Raw genomic sequence first — 22,592 nt, forward strand, 5'->3', positions numbered from 1 at the left:
CTCCTCGACCGCAACCAGGGCGACCCGGCCCCCTGGCGCACCACCCCCTTCCCCACGCTCCCCGACGGCTGCACCACCACGGGCACCGACGACGACACGGACACCCCGCGGCAGACCGGCACCGGCACCACTCAGACCAGGGTCGTGCCGGCCGGCGGGGTGGCCGCGGGTGCCGAGAGCGCCGAGGGAACGGACACCGTCCTGCTGGCGGGCGGCGCCACGCTGACCGCGGCCGGTCTGGCCGGTCTGGGCTTCGTTGTGCGCCGCCGTCGTGGAGCCGGCGCGGGCGTCTGACGGCTCCGTCGTCCCTGCCCACCGGGCGGGCCACCGGTGATTCCGGCGGCCCGCCTTCCGCGTCCCCCGAGAAGCTCCGAGGAAGAAGCGATGCACGCGCCCGCCTCACCCCCGTCCGTCCCCGGCACGGCGACCGCTCCGCGCCCTTCTCGCCGCCTGGCGTGGGCCGCGGTCACGGCCGTCGCCGCCCTGGCCGTCGGCGGCTGGATGACGATCAGCGGCCTGAACGGCCCCGCGGCCACACCTCCCGTGCCGGGCGCGCACGTCACCGCCTCGGCCCGCACTCCCCCCGCCTCGGCCCGCACCCCCGCCGCCACGCCGGGCCACGCGGATGCCGCCTCCCCGGCCGCGTCCGCGTCCACGCCCCCACCGGTCCCGCTGCCCGCCTCGCGGCCCGTCCGCGTCCGGATCCCGGCCGCGGGTGTCGACACCGGTCCCGTACTCGAACTGGGCCTGGCCCGGGACGGAACCGTCCAGGTGCCGTCCGAGGAGCAGGCCGACCTGATCGGCTGGTACCGCGAGGGCGTCACGCCCGGCCAGACCGGACCGGCCGTCCTGATCGGCCACTACGACACCGTCGGAGGGCCGGCGGTCATGCGGAACGTCGCGCGCATCGAGCGGGGCGACACCATCACCGTCGACCGTGCGGACGGCTCCACGGCCGTCTTCGCCGTGACGGACCTGCAACAGGTGGACAAGAAGCACTTCCCCACCCAGCGGGTCTACGGCGACACCACGGCGCCCGAACTGCGCCTGATCACCTGCGGCGGCGACCTGCGGGACGGTCACCGCCCCGACAACATCGTCCTGTACGCCGACCTCGTCCGGACCACCCCGGCCCGCTAGGTCCCCCCTCCCCCCGGCCTCAGCCCCCGGTCAGGTCGGCGACGACCGCCGCGTGGTCGGAGGGCCAGACGCCGGCCACGGGGGCGGCGCCCGCGCGGCGTACCGTGCGGACGGCGCCCAGTCCGCCGGGGCCGGGCGGGCCGACGTGGACGTAGTCGATGCGGATGCTCGGCTCGCCGCCGGCGTGGGACACGTACGGGTTGGCCGTGTCCCAGGTGCCGCCGGGCGCGCCGGGGTCGGCGTGGTCCCAGGCGTCGTGCAGGGGCCCGGAGCGCAGGAGGCGGAGTTCCGGGGAGTCGGGGCGGGCGTTGAGGTCGCCGGTGACGACGGGCGGGTGGGCGGTGCCCTGCCGGTGCTCGGCGACGAAGCGGGCGAGGGCGCCCACCTGTTCGCGGCGCACCGGCGAGGCATGGGACGCCGAGGTCAGGTGGGTGGTGAAGAACGGGACCCGGTGAGCGGGCGCGTCCAGGCGGGCGTAGAGCGCGAGCCGTCCGTCGTCGAGGTCGCCGGGGACGGGCAGGCGCAGCACCGCCCGCTCCACGACGGGCCAGCGGCTGAGCACCGCGGTGCCGATGCCGACCGTGTCGTCGCCGATCCGGCGCTGCCAGGGACCGGGCACGGGCGAGGGCGCCCAGGCCCAGTGCAGGCCTAGTTCGCCGGCCAGCCATCCGGCGAGGTTCTCGTCCCCGGTGGCCCACACCTCCTGGAGTCCCACGACGTCGGGCTCCAGGTCGCGCAGGACGGCGAGGATCGCCTTCCGCCGGTCGGCCCACGGGCCGAACCTCCACCACAGGTTCCAGGTCACGACCCGCACGCCCGCACCGCCCGTCTCTCCGCCCGACCGCACCTTCCCCTTCAGGTTTTCCAGGGAACATGGAGGCACACGAGACGGGAGCTTGAACGAACGATGTCGTCCTACGCCGAGACCAAGTACCGGGCCGTCACGGCCTTCCAGCGCCGGCTCAACGCGGTCGCGCGCCGGCTTCCGGCCCAGACGCTGCTGGAGACCACCGGCCGCGTCTCCGGCCTTCCCCGCCGTACGCCCGTCGGGGGCCGCCGGGTCGGGGGCTCCTTCTGGCTGGTGTCGGAGTTCGGTGAGCGGGCGCAGTACATCCGCAACATCCGGGCCGATCCGCGGGTACGGGTGCGGATCCGGGGCCGCTGGCACGTGGGGACGGCCCACCTGCTCCCCGACGACGACCCGGTCGCGCGTCTGCGCCGGCTGCCCCGTTTCAACAGCCTGGCCGTGCGGGCGATGGGGGTCGGGACGGGGCTGCTGACGGTGCGGGTGGACCTGGAGGAGGCAGGGAGCAGGTGAGGAACCTGTGATCGGCGTCTCCCACGGCTGACGAGGTCGGCATGAACAAGGCAAACTGACCTGGTTGCTCAGGATGTCTAGGGGGACGGCATGGACGGTGGACCGCGGGTTCCGGAGCAGCGGCTGCCCGGATCCCCGGCGCAGCCGGAGCAGTCGGCCGCGCTGCGCTTCGGCGTGCTCGGTCCGGTGCGCGCCTGGCGCGGCGAGGAACCGCTGGCCACCGGCTCCCCGCAGCAACGCGCCCTGCTGGCCGCCCTGCTGCTGCGCGAGGGCCGTACGGCCACCGCGGCCGAGCTGATCGACGCCCTGTGGGGCGAGGAACCGCCGTCGCAGGCGCTGGCGGCGGTACGGACGTACGCGTCCCGGCTGCGGAAGGTCCTGGACCCCGGTGTGCTGGTGAGCGAGTCCGGCGGCTACGCCGTGCGCGGGCTGGAGAACGACGCCCTGGACCTGTCGCTCGCCCAGGACCTGGCCGCCGAGGCGGAGAAGGCGCGGGCCGCCGGGGACCTGTGCGGCGCCCGTGACGTGCTGCGGCGCGCGCTGGCGCTGTGGGACGGCGAGGCGCTGGCCGCCGTCCCGGGCCCGTACGCGCAGGCCCAGCGGGTCCGGCTGGAGGAGTGGCGGCTCCAGCTCCTGGAGACCCGCCTGGACATGGACCTGGAGCAGGGCTGCCACGCGGAGGCCGTCTCGGAGCTGACCGCGCTGACCGCCGCGCATCCGCTGCGCGAGCGGCTGCGGGAGCTCCTCATGCTCGCCCTGTACCGCAGCGGGCGCCAGGCCGAGGCCCTGGCCGTGTACGCGGACACGCGGCGCCTGCTCGCCGACGAGCTGGGCGTCGACCCGCGGCCCGGGCTGCGGGAGCTGCAACAGCGCATCCTCCAGGCGGACCCCGCCCTGGCGGGGCCGTCCGCGCCGGCCGCGGAGTCGGCCGCGGCACCGGTCCGCCCGGCGCAACTTCCCGCCAAGGTGCCCGACTTCACGGGACGCGCGTCCTTCGTGCGGGAGCTGAGCGAGGTGTTGGGCTCGGCGTCGGGTGCGCAGGGCCGGGTGATGGCCGTCTCCGCGCTGGCGGGCATCGGCGGCGTCGGCAAGACGACCCTCGCGGTGCACGTCGCCCACCGGGCGCGGGCCGCGTTCCCGGACGGGCAGCTGTACGTCGACCTCCAGGGCGCGGGGGCGCGGGCGGCGGAGCCGGAGACGGTGCTGGGTGCCTTCCTGCGCGCCCTGGGCACGGCCGACTCGGCCATCCCGGACTCCCTGGAGGAGCGCGCCGCCCTCTACCGCTCCGTCCTGGACGGCCGCCGCGTCCTCGTCCTGCTGGACAACGCCCGGGACGCCGCGCAGGTACGCCCGCTGCTGCCCGGCACGGACGGCTGCGCGGCGCTGGTGACGTCGCGGGTGCGGATGGTGGGCCTCGCCGGGGCGCATCTGGTCGACCTGGACGTGATGTCCCCGGACGAGGCGCTGGCGCTCTTCACGAGGATCGTGGGCGAGGAGCGGGTCGCCTCGGAGCGGAAGGCGGCGCTGGACGTGGTCGGCGCCTGTGGATTCCTCCCCCTCGCCATCCGCATCGCCGCCTCCCGCCTCGCGGCCCGCCGCACCTGGACGGTGTCCGTCCTCGCCGCCAAGCTGGCCGACGAGCGACGCCGGCTGGACGAGCTGCAGGCCGGTGACCTGGCGGTCAAGGCCACCTTCGAGCTGGGCTACGGGCAACTGGAACCGGCCCAGGCCCGCGCTTTCCGCCTGCTGGGCCTGGCGGACGGTCCGGACATCTCCCTCGCGGCGGCGGCGGCGCTGCTGGACCTCCCGGCGGAGGACACGGAGGACCTGCTGGAGTCCCTGGTGGACACGTCCCTCCTGGAGTCGGCGGCACCGGGCCGCTACCGCTTCCACGACCTGGTCCGCCTCTACGCCCGCGCGTGCGCGGAACGCGACGAACACCCACCGAGCGAGCGGGGGGCGGCGCTGTCGCGGCTGCTGGACTTCTATCTGGCGACGGCGGCGGGGGTGTACGCGATCGAACGGCCCGGGGACCGGCTCGTGGACGGCCTGGAGCCGACCGAGTACCCGGGGCTGACGTTCACCGAGGGCTCGGCGGCACGGGACTGGCTGTACAGCGAGGCGGCACCGTTGCTCGCGTGCGTGCGGCAGTCCGCCGGGACGGACAGACTGCGGCGAGCGGTGGACCTGCTGTGGGCGGCCAAGGACCTGACGGAGTCCGGGGCGAACTCCCATCAGTACGAGACGACGGCCAGGGCGATGTGCGACGCCACCGGAACGGGCGGTGACCCGCGCGCCGAGGGCAGGGCACGCACGACGCTCACCAACGTGCTCCTCGTCTCCGGACGTATTCAGCAGGCCGCCGAACAGGCGGAACTGGCCATGACCCTCGCGCAGTCCGCGCGGGACACCACCGCCGTCAGCTGGGTCGCGAACGACCGGGGTCTCATCTCGCTGCATCAAGGCCGGTACGCGGACGGGCAGGCCTTCCTGGAGCAGGCCATCGCGGGATACCGGGCAGCCGACAACCGGGCCGGCGAGGCGCTCAGCCTCTGCAACCTCTCCCGCGCACACCTGGGTATGGGCAACACCGCCAAGGCGGTGGCCATCGCGCACAGCGGGCTCACCGCCCAGCTCGACATCGGCCGGACCATGAGGCTCGCCAACGGGCACTTCACCCTGGGCATCGCGCTGACCGGGGCCGGCCGGCACACCGATGCCCTCGGCCAGTTCTCCGACGCGCTGCGCATCTTCGAGGACCACCGGCAACGCCTGTGGCAGGGGACGACCAACTTCCGTATCGCGCAGGTCCATCTGGCCGCCCACCGTCCGGCCCAGGCGGCGCAGCACGCCGAACAGGCGCTGGCCCTGGGGTGCATCGGCGGGGACCGGATGCGGGGGAACGTCCTGACGCTCCTCGGACGCGCCCTTGCCGGAATCGGCCAGGCGGACCGGGCCGGAGCCTGCTGGCGGGACGCGCTCACCCTCTTCCAGCAGTGCGGCGCGCCGGAGGCCGACGAGGTACGGGCGCTGCTCTCCCCGGCCACGGCCGCCTGACCGCGTTCAGCGTTCGTTTATCTCCCCCGTGCACTCTTCTTCCTGTCACACCGTCGCGTCGGGGGGCAGGCGGTCTGACCAGGAGCCGGGCCAGTATCGTGCGGCTCCGAACGCCCGTCCGGCGGCCCGCGGGGGAGCTACCGGGCGGGCGTTCCACTCCAGCCGTCACCGCAGTGAAGGAACGCAGCCCATGAGCGACATCAAGAAGGACGCGGAAGCCACCACGCAGGACAACGCGATGCCGACGCCGCCGGCGAAGGACGAGGCCATCACCACGATGGACAACGCGATGCCCACGCCGCCCGCGAAGGACGCCATCACCACGATGGACAACGCGATGCCGGCCCCGCCCGCTTTGGACCTGGACGGCAAGTAGACCTTTTCCCGCACGGGGATCGGCCGCGGCGGCGCGGAGGGGGAGCCGCCGCGGCCGATGTGTGTCCGGAATCGGCCAGTTCCGGCCAAGCCGTGGCCTGAGTTGCTCGGAAGGGTCGAACAGAACTCCGTCTGTCACTAGGGTCTCCCCGTCATGTCGGTGTACGTCGGTGATGTCCCCGGGAGGGAGGCCCCGGCCGGTGAGTCCGCGAGCGATGAAGGCGCTGCTCCGTGCCCTCGGCAGGGAAGCCGCCCAGGACGTCGAGAGGCCGGGGGAGCCGGAGGCCGTCATGCGGGCCTTCTGCCGGGCCATGAGCGTGCGCGCGGGGCGGCCGGTGGAGCTGGTGTTCCGGGCGTTCCCGGCGGACATCCCGGTGTCGGGGCTGCGGCTCGACCTCGGGGACCGCTCCCTCGTCGTGGTCGAGGAACGCACCGTTCCCGAGGCGCAGTTGGTGATCCTCGGCCACGAGCTGTGGCACGAGGAGCAGGGCGACTGCGGACACCACGTCGCCGGGCTCGCCGACGCCTCCGCACGGGTCGTCGCCTCCCCGCAGCAGGCGTCCGACGCGGTGCGGCGGGCGGCGGAGCAGATCCTCGCCGAGGCCGAGGTGCCGCGCGACGCGCTGCTGGCCGTCGCGGCCCGGGCCGAGTCGCCGGACGGGCACGAAGTGGCCGCGGAGACCTTCGGGTTGCTGTTCGGCCGCGAGGTGCGCACCTGGATGCACGGCCGCTACGCCGAGGGCCCGGTCTCCCCGGCGACCGTGGAGGGCCGCATGAACCTGTCGCTGACCAACCGCGGCGGGCGCCTGCTCTGATGGGCCCGCACTTCCACATCCCCTACGCGCTGCCCACCGTCCTGCTCGCCCTCGCCGTCCTCCTCAAGCTGCCGACGTTCGTGCGGGCCTGGCGCAACCCCGAGGTGCGGGCGACGACCGTGCTGCTGGTGTGCGCGACGTGCGTGCTCGTCGTCGTCACGCCCGTCAACATCGAGCGGCTCAACGCGTGGACGGGCATCCCCAACTTCGCCTCGCCCTGGGCGTACTCGTTCCTGACCGCGTCCGGCGCGACCGGGCTGGCCATGATCACGCGGTGGCGGGAGCCGCCGTCCCAGCGGCGCAGGCGCGGCATCCGCCGTATCCACTGGGCGTACGGCGGGGTCGTGGCCGGGCTGTGGGTGACCTTCTTCCTGGCCAGCGTGCCGGAGCCGCGCGTGTACGACCTCGACACGTACTACGCCGGCACCCCGTGGATGCGCGAGCACATCCTGCTCTACCTGGGCGCGCACGCGGTGACCGGCATCGTCGCCACCCGGATGCTGCGGCAGTGGTCGCCGACCGTGACCGACCGCTGGGTGAAGTCGGGGGTCGTCTTCCTGCTGCTCGGCTTCGCCGCCGGGCTGGTCTTCGACGCGGCGAAACTGGTCGCGGTGGGGGCCCGGTGGTGCGGTGCGGACTGGGACGTCCTCAGTACACGTCTCGCGCCGCCGTTCGCGCTGCTCCAGGCGTCGCTGGTCGCCGTCGGGTTCATCGTCCCGCAGGCCGGGCCCGCGCTGCGCAACGCGGTGCGCGACCAACGGGAGTACCTGCGGCTGCGGCCGTTGTGGCGGGCGCTGCGGGTGCTCGCGCCGGCGGCTGCACCGGCCCGCTTCGGCTTCTGGGTGCCGTTGGACCTGCGGGTCATGCAGCGCCAGCAGCGCATCCACGACGCGCTGCGGCTGCTGGCCCCGCATTTCCGCCACGACGTCCACGAACGGGCCCTCGCCGCGGCACGGGCCGACCACGGTGAGGCGAGGGCCCGCGATCTCGCCGGTGCCGTCGCGCTGCGGGACGCCATCGACGCCTACGCGGCCGGTGTCCCGGCACCCGCCACCGAGCGGCCGCCGGGCATCGGCACCGACATCAGCGACCACATCGGCACCATCTCTCTCGCCCTGTACCGACGGCGTGCCCTCGCCGCCCTCGGCCGCCGGGTGACCAGCACAGAAAGCGGCCTCAACGCCCATGCCTAGCAACCCCGCCGCCCACCGGCCGCGCGCCGTCGTCCTCGGCGCCAGCGCGGCGGGCCTCTTCGCCGCCGCCGCGCTCACCGAGTTCGCGGACGTCACGGTCGTCGAGCGCGACGTCCTGCCCGAGGGGCCCGAGCCGCGCCGGGGCGTTCCGCAGGCCCGGCACGCGCACCTGGTGTGGAGCGGCGGTGTGCGGGCCCTGGGCGAGCTGCTGCCGGGGCTCGTCGACGACGTGGTGTGCCGGGGCGGGCGCCTGGTCCACATCATGGCCGACATGGTGTCCCGGGCCCCGAACGAGGTCTGGTTCCGCAGGTTCCTGGCGACCCACCACCGGAACCTGGTCTGCTCGCGCGACCTGCTGGACTCCGTCGTCCGCGACCACGTCCTCAAGAGCGAGCGGATCACCCTGCGCCAGAACACCGCCGCCCTCGGCCTGGAGGGGGACGCCCGCCGCGTGAGCGGGGTCCGCGTCCGGGCCGGCGACGGCGAGCACGTGCTGGGCGCCGACCTCGTCGTGGACGCGACGGGACGCGGCTCCCGCGCCCCGCAGTGGCTCGTCGACCTGGGCCTGCCCCGGGTCACCGAGCGCGAGGTCGACGCCGGCCTCACCTACGCCACCCGCGTGTACCGCGCCCCCGGCACCACCGCCGACGGCGCCTTCCCGCTGATCAACGTGCAGGCCAACCCGGCCAAGGCGCCCGGGCGGGGCGGCGTCATCCTGCCCGTGGAGGGCGACCGGTGGATCGTCACCCTGGGCGGTACGCGGGGCGGCGAGCCCGGCGCCGACCCGGACGCCTTCGTGCCGTTCGCGCTCGGCCTCGCCGACCCGGTCATCGGCGAGCTGCTGCGGAACGCCGAACCGCTCGGCGACGTCACCGTCACCCGGAGCACCGCCAACCGGCGCCGCTACTACGAGAAGCTGAAGCGCCGGCCCGACGGCTTCGTCGTCCTCGGGGACGCCGTCGCCGGCTACAACCCCGTCTACGGGCACGGCCTGACCGTCGCCGCGCAGGGCGCCCTCGCCGTCCGTGACGTGCTGCGCCGCACCGACCTCACGGCGCCCGGAACGGCCGGTGCCCTGCAGCGCGCCGCGGCCCGCCCGGTCGCCGGCGCCTGGGACCTGGCCGTCGGCCAGGACGCCTTCTACCCGGGCGCCGCCGACACGCCGCCGACCGCGGTGGAAAGGCTCCTGGCCCGCTACGTCGACCGGGCCGTCGCGACCGGCGCCCGCAGCCCGCGCGCCATGGGCGCCCTGCTCGACGTGATGAGCATGGAACGGCCCCCGACCCGGCTCTTCTCGCGGGACATGCTGGTGCCCATGCTGTTCGGCCCGCGGAAGCCGCACCTCCAGGGCCCGCCGATCAGCGAGGCGGAACGCCGGGCGGCCCGCTCCTGACCGTCCGGTGCCGCGTCACGTCAGCGGCAGGAGCTCCTCGTCGTCCAGCTCGCAGTGGTCGACGGTCTTGCCGGGCGCGTCGACCGCGAGGCGTACGCGGGTCGCGGTGCCGGCGGGGACGGTGGTCTCCTGGCGGGCGTCGTCGATCGTGACGTCGCCGCCGTCCTTGAAGAACACGGTGACGGCGAAGGTGTACTCGCGGTCGTTCGGGTTGGTGACCTCGACCGTGGCGTACGGGTCGTCCTCGGTCGCGCAGCTCACGAGCTCCACCGTGGCGGCCTCCAGGGCGCTGCCGCCGCTGTCGTCCCCGCTGCCGCCGCTGCCGGTGTCGGTGTCGTCGTCGTAGTCGGAGCCGGAGTGGCCGTAGCCGTAGCCGCCGCTGGTGCCGCTGCCGTAGGAGCCGTCGTCCTTGTAGACGTCGCCGTCCGACGAGGACGACGAACTGTCGTGGTCCTGGCTGCTGTTGCTGCAACCGCCGCCGTCACCACCGCCACCGTGGCCGTGGCCGCGTCCCGTCGAGAAGCCGGTCAGGCTGAGCACCACCAGTGCCGAGATCGCCGCATACCTGAAGGCCCGTCCCCGTGTCGTCATGGCCCCCACGCTAACCAGCCGCTGTCACGGCCATGTCACTGCCCTGCCACGGCCGGGCACGCAGTGTGACCGGGCCGGGGCGGACCGCGTCACGTCGTACGGGCCGTCCCCGTGCCCTTCTCCGCGTCCAGCGCGTACACGCAGCGGTCCTTGCTGCAGGCGTACACGATGCCGTCCCGCACGACCGGGGAGCCGGTGATCTCGCCGCCCGTCGCCAGCTTCCAGCGCAGGCGGCCGTCGTCGGCCTTCAGCGTGTACAGGAGGTGGTCGGTGGAGCCGAAGTGGATGCGGCCCTCGGCCACCGCGGGCGCGCCGACGATCTCGCCGCCCGCCTGGAAGCGCCACTTGGGCGTGCCGGTGACGGCGTCCAAGGTGTACAGGCCCTTGCCACTGCCCACGTGGACGTGACCGGCGGCCACCAGGACCGGGTCGGTGGAGGAGCGGCCCTCCGTCGCGATGCGCCAGCGGTCGCGGCCGTCGGTGGCGTCGAGGGCGTACACCGTGCCGAGGTAGTCGGCCAGGTAGACGCCGCCGCCGGTCACCGCGGGGCCCGGCACGAAGACCGGCGGGGAGAGGAAGACGGCCGGGGCCTCGAAGTGCCAGCGGACGTGTCCCGAGGTGACCTCCAGCGCGAGGACGCGGGTGCCGGCCGCGACGTACACGTAGCCGTCGGGCGCCTGGGCCAGGCGGACCGGCACGCCACCGCAGGAGGCCGCGTCGCCGATGGGGTACGACCAGCGCTCGTCGCCGGTACGGGCGTCCAGGGCGCGCAGCCGGGCGTCCTGCCAGACGTACACCGTGCCGTCGTGGACCGTGGCGCCCGCCTCCGGGGACTCGAAGTCGGTCTGGGCGCCGGTGATCTCCCACAGCTTCTGGCCGCCCGAGGCCTCCCAGGCCTGGACGCCGCCGCCGCGGGTGGCGGTGACGACCGTGCCCCGGTCGGCCTGGAGGGAGTAGACCCAGGCGTCCGTCTGGACGCGCCACAGGTCGGCGCCCTCCCGCGCGTCCAGGGCGAAGAGGGTCGGGCCGTCGGAGGCGTGGATACGGCCGTCCGCGACCGCCATCGACCAGGCCACGTCCCGGGTCTTGAAGCGGCGGCGTCCGGTGGCCACGTCCAGGGCGTGGACCTCGAAGGAGGTGACGTAGACCAGGTCCCCGTCGACGGACGGCGTGCCCCAGACGTCGTTGGACATGCGGAAACGCCAGGGGCGCCAGCCGCTCGCCGCCGCCTCGGGAGGCGTCGCGGGGGCGGCCGGTGCCGGTACGGCCGGGTCGGCGCCGTTGACGCCGGGGCGCGGCCGGGACCAGGAGGCGGCGAGGGCGGACTCCGGCGGGGGCGGGGCGACGGCGGCGGCGCGCATGTCGGCGACGCGCGGGCCGGGCCCGATGGGCACCGCGGCGCCGGCCAGCTGGACGGGCCCGGTGTCCGGGGCGCCGACGGGCACGGGCGCCGGGACGACGGGGTCACGCGAGGGCGGGGGCGGCAGCGGGGGCGCCGGCACGGCGGGCCGGGCACCGCCCGAGCCGCCGCTGCGCCCGCCGGCCGTCACCGCGGGGCGGGTCGTGGTGCGGCCGCCGCGCCGTCCCTCGATCAGCCCCACCGCCCGTTCGGGCAGCCACGCCGACGCCGTACCGCTGTCGTCGGAGCCGGAGCCGAACAGGTGGGGGGCGAGCTGGGACTGGAGATCGGCGGGGTTGGGGCGGGCCGTCGCGTCCATCTGCATGCACGACTCGATGAGCGGACGCAGTTCGTCCGGGAGGCCCTCCAGGTCGGGGCCCTCGCGCAGCAGCATGAAGACGGTCTCGACCGGGTTGGCCCCGTGGAAGGGCGGGTGCCCGGTGGCGGCGAAGACCAGCATGGAGCCGAGCGAGAACACGTCGCTGGCGCCGGTGACGCTGCGCGAGTCCTTCGCCTGCTCCGGGGACATGTACGCGGGGGTGCCGACGGCGACGTTCGTCATGGTCAGACGGGTGTTCGAGACACCGGAGGCGATGCCGAAGTCGATCACCCGGGGGCCGTCCTCGACGACGAGGACGTTGGACGGCTTGAGGTCGCGGTGGACGAGTCCGGCGCCGTGGATCGACTGGAGCGCCTCCGCGACGCCCGCCGCCAGCCAGCGCACGGCCTGGGCCGGCAGCGGCCCGCACTCGTTCACTATTTCCTCGAGGGAGGGCGCCGGGACGTACGCGGTGGCCAGCCACGGCACGGCGGCCCGGGGGTCGGCGTCGACCACGGCCGCCGTGTAGAAGCCGGAGACCGCGCGGGCGGCCTCCACCTCGCGCGTGAAGCGGACGCGGAACAGCTGGTCCTCGGCGAGTTCCGTCCGCACCGTCTTGATCGCCACGCGCCGGCCGGACGCCGAGCGCGCCAGATAGACCAGCCCCATGCCGCCGGCGCCGAGCCGCCCCAGCACCTCGAACGGCCCGATCCGCCGCGGATCGTGCTGCGTCAGCTGATCCACCACTTGCCTGCCACCTCCCCGTACGAGCCGCGCCACCCACATATGTACGCGACCGACGTGCAGCGTCTCACCACCGCACCGCCGCGGCGGCACACACCCCGATTCTTCCTGTCCGAGGCGCTGGTGGCGAACCCTGGGACAATCGGGGTGTCACGCCCCAATCCCGGGCGAACGCCCACCCCGGTGCGGTGTCGCGGCGGCCCTCAGCGCTGGAGCACCGCGAAGGACGCCCCCTGGCCGTCCGAGACGACGGCCACCCGCCCGTACGACGTCTCGAACGGCGGCACCCGCACCCGCCCGCCGAGCCGGGCCACCGTGCCGAGCGCCGCCTCGCAGTCCTCGACCCGGAAGTGCACGAGGAAGTGCGGCGGCATCTCGGCGGGGAAGACGTCGGTCACCGCGGCGCGGCCCACGTCGGGCGCGGCGCCGGGGCCGAAGAGGGCGTCGTGGAACAGGTCGCCGTAGAAGGCGTTGGCGGCCTCGGTGTCGCGGGTGTACAGCTCGGCCCAGGCGAAGGTGCCCGGCTCGTGCCGCCTGCCGAAGCCGGCGAAGGCACTCCCGCCGGTGCCGGAGGCCGGTTGCCACAGGGCGAAGACGGCGCCCTGGGGGTCGGTGACGAGTGCGGCCGTGCCCAGTCCGTCGACCGGCCCGGGCGGCGTGACGATCTGCCCGCCGGCCTCCCGGATCCGCGCGGCCAGCGCGGCGGCGTCCCGGGCGGCGAAGTACACCGTCCACACGGTGGGCATCCGGCCGTCCGTCTTGGGGACCAGCGCGGCGACGGGCTCACCGTCCAGCCGGGCCCAGGCGGAGGCGTCGGGCCCCGTCTCGTCGAAGGTCCACCCGAAGAGCTCGCCGTAGAAGCGCTTGCCCGCCGGGACGTCGGAGAGCTGTGCGTCCACCCAGCAGGGGACGCCTTCTGCGTACACGGACGCCCTCCGGGCGGATGCACCGTTTTCGGCCATGTCGCCAACGTAACCGCGTCGCGCGCACCGCGCAGACCAGGCACAGCAGCCACTCTGCGCCCGCGCACCCCATTTGCAGTCGGCCGAATCGCGCCGGGAACGCCCGTCGGTAAGCTGACGGCATGACAGGACAAGTGCGCACCGTTGACGGCCGCGTGGCCGGTCGACGCGGGCAGGCGACCCGGCAGAAACTGCTCGACTGCTTGGGCGACATGCTGAGCTCCTCCCCGTACCGGGACGTCAAGGTCATCGATGTCGCCCGGAAGGCAGGCACGTCGCCCGCGACCTTCTACCAGTACTTTCCGGACGTCGAGGGAGCCGTTCTGGAGATCGCCGAGCAGACGGCCGCCGAGAGTTCCGGCCTGGCCGAGCTGGCGGCGGGCCGCTCCTGGGTCGGCAAGTCCGGCTGGCAGACGGCGCAGGAACTGGTCGACGGGTTCCTGGAGTTCTGGCGGAAGAACGACGCGATCCTCCGGGTGGTCGACCTGGGCGCCGCGGAGGGCGACAAGCGGTTCTACAAGCTCCGGATGAAGATCCTGAACTCGGTGAACACGGCCCTCGCGGACTCCGTCGCCGAACTGCAGGCCAAGGGCAAGGTCGACAAGGACGTGAACCCGGCGGCGATCGCCGGTTCGCTGGTCACGATGCTCTCGGCCGTCGCCTCCCACCAGAAGGGCTTCACGTCCTGGGGCGTGAAGCAGGCCGAACTCAAGCCGAACCTGGCCCTGTTGATGTACCTGGGCATCACCGGCAAGAAGCCCACGAAGTAGCGCGCCCGACCGGTACGCGGCAGCCTGTCATCCCTGCCCGATCCGCCACGCCCCGCCCCTCGGACGCCCTCACCCACGTCGGTGACTCCCCCACCCCCGCTCCTCCCCGTCTCCTTCCCCCAGGCACCCACCCGCCGCCGTCGACCGGCCCGCAGGGGAACAACCGCCCGCCCGTCCGGTGTTGCGACCGGTGCAGGACCCGAACAGCCGGACGCCCGAACGCCGTTGGAGGAGACCGGAATGGCCCTGACCCGTGAAGAGCGTGAGCAGTTCCTGGCAGAACCCCACATCGCCGCGCTGGCGGTGGACGCGGGAGCCGGCCGCGCCCCGCTGACCGTGCCGATCTGGTACCAGTACGAGGCGGGCGGCGACGTCTGGATCATGACCGGGCTCGACAGCCGCAAGAACGAGCTGATCAAGGCGGCCGGCCGGTTCTCCCTCATGGTCGACCGGCTGGAGCCGACCATCCGGTACGTGTCGGTGGAGGGCCCGGTCGTCGAGACGGCCCCCGCGACCGTCGAGCTGCTGCGGGAGATGTCCGCCCGGTACCTCCCGGCCGAGAAGGTCGACGGCTACGTCGACTTCGCCTGGAAGAACCACGGCGAGCAGGTCGTCGTCCGGATGCGGCCCGAGCGCTGGGTGTCCTCCGACCTCGGCCAGGTGTGAACCGTACGGGGAACGCCCCTCCCCCGGCCCGTCACCACGTGACAATCGGGGCATGGAAACCGATCTTCACGAGCTGCTGAGGTCACTGCGGGTCTGGGACCCGGCGGTCACCGAGCTGCCCCCGTTCGACCCGGCCACCGCGCCCGGCGACCCGCTGCCGCTGTTCACCCGGTGGCTCGCCGAGGCGGTCGCGGCCGGCCAGAGCGAACCGCACACCGTGTCCCTGGCGACGGCCGATGCCGAGGGGTGGCCGGACGTACGGATCGTGATGCTGCACGGCGCGGACGCGGACGGCTGGTCCTTCGCCACGCACGCCGACAGCCGCAAGGGCCGCCACCTCGCCGCCCGGCCGTACGCCGCGCTCGTCTTCTACTGGCCGGTGCTGGGCCGCCAGGTGCGGGTCCGCGGCCCGGTCGCCGTCGCCCCGGCCGAGGAGGCGCGGGCCGACCTGCGCGCCCGGTCGACCGGCGCGCTGGCCGCCGCCCTCACCGGCCGGCAGAGCGCGCCGCTGAGCTCGCCGGAGGAGTTGGCGCGCGCCTCCGAGGCGGCCTGGGAACAGGCGGGGCGGGAGCCGGACGCGCCCGTCCCGTCCTGGACGCTGTACCGGCTACGGCCGCAGGAGGTGGAGTTCTTCCAGGGCGACGCCCGGCGCCGCCACGTGCGCCTCTCCTACCGGCGGACGGAGGAGGGCTGGCGCACGCAGCTGCTGTGGCCGTGAGCGGAACACCGGCGGCGAGCGGTCACCGCACGCCGGGAGCGGCCGGCTCGGCGTCGGTCGCCAGCCGGGCGTGCAGGTGCGCGTCCCGGAACGCGTCGCGCCGGTCGGCCTCGAACATGGCCCCGCGCATCGTGCCCTCGCAGACGTACCCGCACCGCTCGGCGACCCGGCAGGAGGCGTCGTGGCCCAGCGCGTGGCCCAGTTCCAGGCGGTGGAGGCCGAGTTCGGCGAAGGCCCAGCGCGACGCGAGGAGCAGGGCGCGGGTGGCGACGCCCCGGCCGCGGGCCTCGGGCAGCACCCAGTAGCCGACGTGGGCCTGCCGCAGGGGCAGGTTGATCTCGTTGACGCCGATGTGCCCGAGCGTCGTGCCGTCCGCCCCGTCCGTGATCCGGAACGACGCGGACCTGCCCTCTCCGGCGTCCCGTGCCCGCGCGCGCAGCGACTCGCGGGCCGCCCTGACGTCGGTCACCGGCCTCAGCGGCGTGTTCCAGCGTCGGAAGTCGGGATCGAGGCAGCCGCGCAGCCACGTCTGCACGTCGGCGTCGCTGCCGGCGTCCCAGGCACGGAGGCGCAGGCCGTGCCCACGCGGTTCGGTGACGGAGGGGGCGAGGGTGCGTATACGTGTGGGGGCCATCTGTCCATTCAAGCCGAACGGGGGCCGGCGGGGCCCGCGGGTTTTCCCGTGACCAATCCGCAACCGATTCCGGTCTTGACCGAGACCCATCAAGCGGGGCCGGGATTACGCTCGCCGCATGGCCGACTCCACAGCGTCCGCTGAACAGCGGTCCGCCCACCCCGCGGACCTCCCCGTGTACGTCATAGGCGCAGGCCCGGGCGGCCTGGCCGTCGCCCACGCGCTGCGCGCGCGGGGGCTGCGGGCCGTCGTCCTGGAGCGGTCCGACCGGGTCGGCGCCTCCTGGCGGCGCCACTACGACCGGCTCCGCCTGCACACCACGCGCCGGCTGTCGGCACTGCCCGGCCTGCCGATGCCGCGCCGCTTCGGGCGGTGGGTGGCCCGCGACGACGTGGTGCGGTACCTGGAGAAGTACGCCGACCACCACCAGCTGGAGATCGTCACCGGTGTCGAGGTCTCGCGCGTCGAGCGCGCGCCCGACGGCACCGGCTGGCTGCTGCACGCGTCCGGGGGCCGCGAACTGACCGGCGCCGCGGTCGTGATCGCCACCGGGTACAACCACACCCCGCGCCTGCCGGACTGGCCCGGCCGGGACACGTACACCGGCGAGCTCCGGCACGCCGCCGAGTACCGGAACGCGGCTCCTTACGCCGGCCGGGACGTCCTGGTCGCCGGCGTCGGCAACACCGGGGCGGAGATCGCCGTGGACCTGATGGAGGGCGGCGCCGCACGGGTGCGACTGTCCGTCCGCACCCCGCCGCACATCGTCCGCCGCTCCACCGCCGGCTGGCCCGCCCAGTACACCGGCGTCCTGTGCCGGCGGCTCCCGGCCGGCCTGGTCGACCGGCTGGCCCGGCCGCTGGCCCGGATCAGCGTGCCCGACCTGTCGGCCCAGGGCCTGCCACGCCCCGAGGCCGGGCTGTACACCCGGGCACGGCAGGGCGCCATCCCGGTGCAGGACGTCGGTCTGATCGACGCGGTCCGCTCGGGCCGGGTGGAGATCGTGGCCGCGGTGGCCGGCTTCGAGGACGGCAAGGTCCTCCTCGCGGACGGCACCCGCGTCGCCCCCGACGCGGTGATCGCGGCCACGGGTTACCTGCGGGGCCTGGAGCCCCTGGTCGGCCACCTCGGCGTCCTCGCGCCGGACGGCAGACCGGCCGCACGAGGCCCCCGCCCCCCGGCACACGCCCCCGGCCTGTACTTCACGGGCTTCACCAACCCGATCAGCGGCATGCTCCGCGAACTGTCCCTGGACGCAACACGCATCGCCAGGGCGATCGCGAAAACCGAGCACAACCGCATCTCACGCCTGCCGGGCTGAGGCACGGGCCCGCTGTTCAGCCCCGGGACAGGATCCGCAGCTCCCCGGCGTCCGGGTCGCCGAACACCACGAACAGCTCGGGCTGCCGTTCGCTGCCGCCGATCGTCCAGTACGTCTCCTGCCCGCAGCCGCCGTCCAGGCGTACGAGGACGCCCTCGCGCCCACCGTGGTGGTCGCCCTCCCGGTCGAGCGCCCAGGTGCCGGTGCCGTTGCACACGGTGAAGTCACCGGGGTCCTCGAAGACGGCCTCGGCGGGTACCCGGGTCAGCTCGGCCCGGCCGCCCAGCCACAGCCGCAGTCGCGCCCCGTGGTCCCCGTACCAGGTGCCGGCCACCTGGGAGGCGGACAGCACCGGAGGCTCGTAGTCGTCGACCAGGACGGCACCGCCCACGCCGGTGACGACGAGCAGGATCATGCATCCGCCCGCGGAGCGCAGCCAGATGCCCCGGTCGCCCCACCGCCGCCGTCGCAGATACGCAAGGCCGAGTACCGGCAGCACGCCGACACCGACGAGCCACGGGACGGTGCCGGCGAGGGGCAGCCCCCACAGCGCGCGCAGCAGTACGGCCCAGCACACGCCGACCAGCACGGACGTCGTCAGGTGCCAGGCCCACTCGGGGCCGCCGCAGTGACGCCGTTGCAGGCGGGCCAGAGCGGCGGCCGGCATGATCTGCACGAGGGCGTGCAGCAGGCCGAGAGGCGGCACGAGGAGCCACCCGAGGACGAAGAAACACGCCAGCCCGAAGGCCCCGCCGTACCCCGCCCCGTAGTCGTCCCGGCCGGATACGACGATCATCTGCAGCAGTGCGGCCGGCGGCAGTTGTGCCGCGCACAGCGCCGCCGCCCGGTCCCACTCGTCGTTCGGCCACGCCACACGCCTCGGCCCGGCCGTCCCCGGCCGTGTTCTCCCCCACCCCACGCGCCGCAGCCTACGGCCCGCTCACGACACCCCGGGCACCGGAGGCGTGCGGCGGCGGATCACCAGGGACATCAGGGCCGCCACCGCGCACAGGGCGCCGGAGGCGTACCAGACGACGTCGTACGTGCCGAAGGTGTCGCGGGCGACGCCGCCGAGGAAGGCGATGAGGGCGGCGCCGACCTGGTGGGAGGCGAGGACCCAGCCGAAGACGATCGCGCTGTCCTCGCCGTACTGCTCGCGGCACAGGGCCAGGGTGGGCGGGACGGTGGCGACCCAGTCGAGGCCGTAGAAGACGATGAAGAAGATCATCGGCGGGTGGACGCCGGGGGCCAGCAGGAAGGGGAGGAAGAGGAGGGAGACGCCGCGCAGGGCGTAGTAGACGGCCAGCAGGCGGCGCGGTTCGAAGCGGTCGGTGAACCAGCCGGAGGCGATCGTGCCGATCACGTCGAACACGCCGATGACGGCGAGCAGCGAGGCGGCGGCCGTCAGCGGCATGCCATGGTCGTGGGCCGCGGGCACGAAGTGGGTCTGGATCAGGCCGTTGGTGGAGGCGCCGCAGATCGCGAAGGTGCCGGCCAGCAGCCAGAACGGGCCGGTGCGCACGGCGGAGAAGAGAACACCGAGCGCGCGGCGGGCGGCGCCGGGGACCGGGGCGGGCTTCGGCACGAACTCCTCGGCGCCGTACGGCTTCAGGCCCACGTCGGCCGGGTGGTCGTGCAGGAGGAGCCAGACGAAGGGGACCACGGCGAGGGCGGCGAGGGCGACCGTGACGGCCGCGGGCCGCCACTGGTAGGTCTCCACGATCCAGGACAGCAGCGGCAGGAAGATCAGCTGTCCGGAGGCCGAGGCGGCGGTGAGGACGCCGGTGACCAGCCCGCGCCGTTCGGTGAACCAGCGGTTGGTGACGGTGGCGGCGAAGGCCAGCGCCATCGAGCCGGAGCCGAGGCCGACCAGCAGGCCCCAGCACAGGATCAGCTGCCAGGCGGACTCCATCCACACGGTCAGACCCGAGCCGAGCGCGATGACGGTGAGGGCGACGGCCACCACCCGGCGGATGCCGAACCGGTCCATCAGCGCGGCGGCGAAGGGTGCGGTCAGGCCGTAGAGCGCGAGGTTGACGGAGACGGCGGCACCGATCGTGCCGCGCGACCAGTCGAAGTCGTCCTGCAACGGGTCGATGAGGATGCCGGGCAGGGAGCGGAAAGCGGCGGCGCCGATGATCGTCACGAAGGTCACGGCGGCCACCCACCAGGCGCGGTGCACCCGGGGGCCGCGGCGCGGCCGGGTGGGCTCGGACCGCCGCGCGGCCGCTGTGGCGTCGGTTGTCTGGGTCACGTCACCGAGCTTCCCCTCTCGGCATTACCCGATCGAGTGGCCCGAAAGACAGGGTTCGCTAGGATCGGGCCATGACGTCCGACCGCCCGCGCCGCCCGCACCGCGTCGTCGTCCTCGCCCTCGACGGCCTGCTCCCCTTCGAACTGGGCATCCCGCAGCGGATCTTCGGGCGCGCCCGCGACGAGCACGGCCGCCGGCTGTACGAGGTCGTCACCTGCTCGGTCCGGCCCCCGGGACCGGTGCAGACGGACGCCGACTTCGCGATCCTGGTCGAGAACGGGCCCGAGGCGCTGGCCGGCGCCGACACGGTGGTCGTCCCGGCGTCGTACGAGCTGGGCCCGGTGTACGAGGAGGGCACGCTGACCGAGGAGCTGGCCGCCGCGCTGGCCCGGATCCGGCCCGGCACCCGGCTGGTCGCCATCTGCACCGGGGGTTACGTGCTGGCCGCCGCCGGTCACCTCGACGGCCGCCCGGCGACCACGCACTGGGCCTCCGCCGCGCACTTCCAGCGGCTCTTCCCGAAGGTCCGGGTGGACGCCGACGTGCTGTTCGTCGACGACGGCGACGTGCTCACCTCGGCCGGCGTCGCGGCCGGGATCGACCTGTGCGTGCACATCGTGCGCCGGGACCACGGCACCGCCGTCGCCAACGACGTGGCCCGCCGGACCGTCGTACCGCCCTACCGCGACGGCGGGCAGGCGCAGTACATCGAGCGGCCGGTGCCCGATCCGCAGCAGTCGTCCACGACCAACGCCCGCGCCTGGGCGCTCGGCCGGCTCCAGGAGCCGATCCAGCTGCGGGACATGGCCGAGCAGGAGGCCATGTCCGTGCGCACCTTCACCCGCAGGTTCCGCGAGGAGGTCGGCGTCAGCCCCGGCCAGTGGCTGACCCGGCAGCGGGTGGAGCGGGCCCGGCATCTCCTGGAGTCCACCGGGCTGTCCGTCGACCAGGTGGCCCGTGAGGCGGGCTTCGGGACGGCACAGTCGATGCGGCAGCATCTTCAGGCGGTGCTCGGGGTCACGCCGACCGCGTACCGGCGGACGTTCCGCGCAGAGTTGTCCACAGCCTGTGGACAGTGAGGGCGCCCCCCCGAAGGTGCCGGCCGGCGGCGCGGCGCCGTCCGCCCCGAGCATGGGCACCGCACACCGCCACCCGACTCCGGCGCTCCCGCCCGGTTCCCGTCACCCCCGAGGGAACCGCCGCCGAATCACGACCCACACTCGTCGAGGGCTCCGTCACCGAGCCCTCGTCGTCCCCTCGCGGCGAATCGTTGCCTACAAGCGTGAAGAAACGGTCACGAGCCGTCAACCGGCAGGGGAGCGCTGCTCACTTGGCGCCCTAGGGCGCGGGACGCGCACGGAAGCACGCCCCGGCGCACTGCCGCATCGACGCCGGCGGAAACGGGACCCGATGCGCCCGGCACACCCCGCGTCGGGCCTACACCACTTCGTAGGCCAGCCCCTCGGGGGCCACCGCACCGCCCGCACAGGCCGGCGGGGTGTCCCCGGACTCGGGGCAGCGGTCCAGTTCGCACCAGATGCGCTTGCCGGCGCCCTCGCGGCTCCAGCCCCAGCGGTCGGCGAGCCCGTCGACGAGGGCGAGGCCCCGGCCGCCGGTCGCGTCGCCGTCCACGCACCGGGGCACCGGGGCGCAGCCGCTGGTGTCGTCCACCTCGAGGCGGACCGTGGTCTCCTCGCTCACCGCGCCCGGGAGGACGAGCCGCAGCACGGCGGGGCAGCCGGTGTGCACCACGGCGTTGGTGACGAGCTCGGAGACGAGCAGGACCAGTGTCTCGGCGAGTTGCTCGTCGGCCTGTATCCCGGACCCGGCGAGCCGTGAGCGCGCCCACCGACGGGCGCGCCCCACCTCTGCGGGGTCGGGCCGGATCTCCAGCTGCACTTGAAGCACCTGCACCGCTCACACCATCCGAACCGGCGGACACAAAGGCTCGCGCCTCATGAGGGCCACGATCGTAGCCATTTCCTGCATGGCCAGAACAACGGCCGGGTCGGGGTTCACGGAACGTGAATCCCGTATGGAACAGCATGGTTGACGTACAGTCACCCCAACAAGCGCTTCGGGCATATTCCAGCGCGAAGGAGTACCCGTGCGGCATACTGTGCGACGCTCGCTCCGGACAGTCGAACAGGCGGCGGCCGACGGCCGTTCCGCCCTGCGGGGCAAGGCGCACACGCCCGGTTCCGGAGCCGCCCGGCGGGCGGCACCGGCGCGGCCGGCGCTCGGGAGCACTCGCATCCCACACAAGGTACCGGAGCACGGCGCCGACTCCGGGCCGTGACGGGGCACACGCCGGTCCCGACCGGGTGTCGACGCTCAGTGACGGCGCACCGCCACGATCCGCGACACCGCGGGCGGGGACGCCGCGGCGCCGCGCGTGTCACTCGGGCACGGTGAACCAGCGGGCGAACGCCGGGACGGCCTCGGCCTCCTCCACCTTGCCGTCGCCGTCCGTGTCGAGTGCGGCGGCGACGGACCGGGCGTTGTCCTCGGGGACGCCGAGCGCGGTGAGCACCCGCGCGGTGTCGGGGACGGTGACGGCTCCGTCGCCGTCCGCGTCCGCGACGGCGAGGGCCGCGTGCAGGAACGGGCGGGCGATCTCGGCGAACCGGTCCGGGTTGTCGCGCAGCCGCTTGACCGCGGCGGTGACGAACTCCTCACGGGTGATGCGCTGGTCGCCGTCGCGGTCGGCGATACCTGCCATGCCCTGCCAGAGCGCCTCCGCTCCGCCGTACAGGGCCTGGCCCCTGTCGGACCGGGCGGCGACGGCGAACTCGGCGAGCAGCGCCTTGGCCGCCGCGTTGAAGTCCTGCCGGTCGATGTAGCCGTTGCCGTCCTGGTCGAAGGTGGCGAACCGCGCCGCGATCCTGCGCTCGTACTCGCTGCTGACCATGTCTTCTCCGAC

At 74.4% G+C, this 22,592-nt stretch carries 21 protein-coding genes and 1 pseudogene; 13 read left to right on the forward strand and 9 right to left on the reverse strand.

Annotated elements, in window-relative coordinates; all coding sequences use genetic code 11:
• A pseudogene (locus IEZ05_RS32335) lies at positions 1 to 294 on the forward strand (hypothetical protein); the annotation flags it as partial.
• A 90-nt stretch (positions 295 to 384) separates the two neighbouring features.
• Complete coding sequence (locus IEZ05_RS32340) at positions 385 to 1,140, forward strand: class F sortase (RefSeq protein WP_229869961.1); 756 nt, start codon at positions 385 to 387, stop codon at positions 1,138 to 1,140.
• A 19-nt stretch (positions 1,141 to 1,159) separates the two neighbouring features.
• Here IEZ05_RS32340 and IEZ05_RS32345 read toward each other — a convergent pair whose 3' ends face one another.
• Entirely contained in the window at positions 1,160 to 1,954 is a 795-nt protein-coding gene (locus IEZ05_RS32345) for an endonuclease/exonuclease/phosphatase family protein (protein WP_189233863.1), read from the reverse strand.
• Positions 1,955 to 2,047: 93 nt separating this feature from the next.
• On the opposite strand from IEZ05_RS32345, the gene IEZ05_RS32350 reads away from it, so the two are divergent.
• The 6 genes from IEZ05_RS32350 (at position 2,048) to IEZ05_RS32375 (ending at position 9,291) form a co-directional block, all read left to right on the forward strand.
• Positions 2,048 to 2,458: a nitroreductase family deazaflavin-dependent oxidoreductase gene (locus IEZ05_RS32350; RefSeq protein ID WP_189233864.1), complete on the forward strand. Its 411-nt coding sequence runs from the start codon at positions 2,048 to 2,050 to the stop codon at positions 2,456 to 2,458.
• A gap of 90 nt (positions 2,459 to 2,548) precedes the next feature.
• On the forward strand, positions 2,549 to 5,515 hold the full coding sequence (locus IEZ05_RS32355) for an AfsR/SARP family transcriptional regulator (RefSeq protein ID WP_189233865.1): 2,967 nt from the start codon (positions 2,549 to 2,551) through the stop codon (positions 5,513 to 5,515).
• A gap of 190 nt (positions 5,516 to 5,705) precedes the next feature.
• Entirely contained in the window at positions 5,706 to 5,891 is a 186-nt protein-coding gene (locus IEZ05_RS32360) for a hypothetical protein (protein ID WP_189233866.1), read from the forward strand.
• Between the two features lie 199 nt (positions 5,892 to 6,090).
• Positions 6,091 to 6,705, forward strand: a complete 615-nt coding sequence (locus IEZ05_RS32365) for a toxin (RefSeq protein WP_189233867.1) — start codon at positions 6,091 to 6,093, stop codon at positions 6,703 to 6,705.
• On the forward strand, positions 6,705 to 7,898 hold the full coding sequence (locus IEZ05_RS32370) for an MAB_1171c family putative transporter (RefSeq protein ID WP_189233868.1): 1,194 nt from the start codon (positions 6,705 to 6,707) through the stop codon (positions 7,896 to 7,898). The genes IEZ05_RS32365 and IEZ05_RS32370 overlap by 1 nt, the downstream gene beginning before the upstream one ends.
• Positions 7,891 to 9,291 carry an NAD(P)/FAD-dependent oxidoreductase gene (locus IEZ05_RS32375; RefSeq protein WP_189233869.1) on the forward strand — a complete coding sequence of 467 codons (1,401 nt, stop codon included), beginning with the start codon at positions 7,891 to 7,893 and terminating at the stop codon, positions 9,289 to 9,291. Before IEZ05_RS32370 ends, IEZ05_RS32375 begins: the two co-directional genes overlap by 8 nt.
• Positions 9,292 to 9,306: 15 nt before the next feature.
• Here IEZ05_RS32375 and IEZ05_RS32380 read toward each other — a convergent pair whose 3' ends face one another.
• The 3 genes from IEZ05_RS32380 to IEZ05_RS32390 form a co-directional block, all read right to left on the reverse strand.
• Positions 9,307 to 9,882, reverse strand: a complete 576-nt coding sequence (locus IEZ05_RS32380) for a hypothetical protein (protein WP_189233870.1) — start codon at positions 9,880 to 9,882, stop codon at positions 9,307 to 9,309.
• Positions 9,883 to 9,971: 89 nt separating this feature from the next.
• The gene (locus tag IEZ05_RS32385; RefSeq protein ID WP_189233871.1) at positions 9,972 to 12,347 is read right to left on the reverse strand and encodes an outer membrane protein assembly factor BamB family protein; all 2,376 of its coding nucleotides are present in this window, start codon (positions 12,345 to 12,347) and stop codon (positions 9,972 to 9,974) included.
• A 200-nt stretch (positions 12,348 to 12,547) separates the two neighbouring features.
• Positions 12,548 to 13,306: a VOC family protein gene (locus tag IEZ05_RS32390; protein ID WP_189233872.1), complete on the reverse strand. Its 759-nt coding sequence runs from the start codon at positions 13,304 to 13,306 to the stop codon at positions 12,548 to 12,550.
• Between the two features lie 134 nt (positions 13,307 to 13,440).
• Here IEZ05_RS32390 and IEZ05_RS32395 point away from each other — a divergent pair, with 134 nt between their 5' ends.
• The 3 genes from IEZ05_RS32395 (at position 13,441) to IEZ05_RS32405 (ending at position 15,460) form a co-directional block, all read left to right on the forward strand.
• On the forward strand, positions 13,441 to 14,076 hold the full coding sequence (locus IEZ05_RS32395) for a TetR family transcriptional regulator (RefSeq protein WP_189233962.1): 636 nt from the start codon (positions 13,441 to 13,443) through the stop codon (positions 14,074 to 14,076).
• 240 nt (positions 14,077 to 14,316) lie between these two features.
• Positions 14,317 to 14,742: a pyridoxamine 5'-phosphate oxidase family protein gene (locus IEZ05_RS32400; RefSeq protein ID WP_189233873.1), complete on the forward strand. Its 426-nt coding sequence runs from the start codon at positions 14,317 to 14,319 to the stop codon at positions 14,740 to 14,742.
• A gap of 52 nt (positions 14,743 to 14,794) precedes the next feature.
• On the forward strand, positions 14,795 to 15,460 hold the full coding sequence (locus tag IEZ05_RS32405; protein WP_189233874.1) for a pyridoxine/pyridoxamine 5'-phosphate oxidase: 666 nt from the start codon (positions 14,795 to 14,797) through the stop codon (positions 15,458 to 15,460).
• Positions 15,461 to 15,482: 22 nt separating this feature from the next.
• On the opposite strand, the gene IEZ05_RS32410 is transcribed toward IEZ05_RS32405, so the two are convergent.
• Positions 15,483 to 16,094 carry a GNAT family N-acetyltransferase gene (locus tag IEZ05_RS32410; protein ID WP_189233875.1) on the reverse strand — a complete coding sequence of 204 codons (612 nt, stop codon included), beginning with the start codon at positions 16,092 to 16,094 and terminating at the stop codon, positions 15,483 to 15,485.
• A 118-nt stretch (positions 16,095 to 16,212) separates the two neighbouring features.
• Between IEZ05_RS32410 and IEZ05_RS32415 the strand changes: the two genes are divergently transcribed.
• A complete protein-coding gene (locus IEZ05_RS32415) occupies positions 16,213 to 17,415 on the forward strand; it encodes a flavin-containing monooxygenase (protein ID WP_189233876.1) in 1,203 nt (400 codons plus the stop codon).
• A gap of 16 nt (positions 17,416 to 17,431) precedes the next feature.
• Here the strand turns inward: IEZ05_RS32415 and IEZ05_RS32420 are convergent, their stop codons facing one another.
• Both IEZ05_RS32420 and IEZ05_RS32425 read right to left on the reverse strand, forming a co-directional pair.
• Positions 17,432 to 18,289, reverse strand: coding sequence for a hypothetical protein (locus tag IEZ05_RS32420; protein WP_229869962.1), 858 nt, complete (start codon positions 18,287 to 18,289; stop codon positions 17,432 to 17,434).
• A 66-nt stretch (positions 18,290 to 18,355) separates the two neighbouring features.
• Complete coding sequence (locus tag IEZ05_RS32425; protein ID WP_189233878.1) at positions 18,356 to 19,669, reverse strand: MFS transporter; 1,314 nt, start codon at positions 19,667 to 19,669, stop codon at positions 18,356 to 18,358.
• A gap of 71 nt (positions 19,670 to 19,740) precedes the next feature.
• Between IEZ05_RS32425 and IEZ05_RS32430 the strand changes: the two genes are divergently transcribed.
• Positions 19,741 to 20,748 (forward strand): GlxA family transcriptional regulator, encoded by a 1,008-nt coding sequence (locus tag IEZ05_RS32430; RefSeq protein WP_189233879.1) that lies wholly within the window; start codon positions 19,741 to 19,743, stop codon positions 20,746 to 20,748.
• A 358-nt stretch (positions 20,749 to 21,106) separates the two neighbouring features.
• Here IEZ05_RS32430 and IEZ05_RS32435 read toward each other — a convergent pair whose 3' ends face one another.
• Positions 21,107 to 21,568, reverse strand: coding sequence for an ATP-binding protein (locus IEZ05_RS32435; RefSeq protein ID WP_189233963.1), 462 nt, complete (start codon positions 21,566 to 21,568; stop codon positions 21,107 to 21,109).
• A 499-nt stretch (positions 21,569 to 22,067) separates the two neighbouring features.
• Positions 22,068 to 22,580, reverse strand: coding sequence for an EF-hand domain-containing protein (locus IEZ05_RS32440; RefSeq protein ID WP_189233880.1), 513 nt, complete (start codon positions 22,578 to 22,580; stop codon positions 22,068 to 22,070).
• Positions 22,581 to 22,592 lie beyond the last annotated feature (12 nt).

The organism is Streptomyces flaveolus, from assembly GCF_014648815.1.
Classification (GTDB): Bacteria; Actinomycetota; Actinomycetes; order Streptomycetales; family Streptomycetaceae; genus Streptomyces; species Streptomyces flaveolus.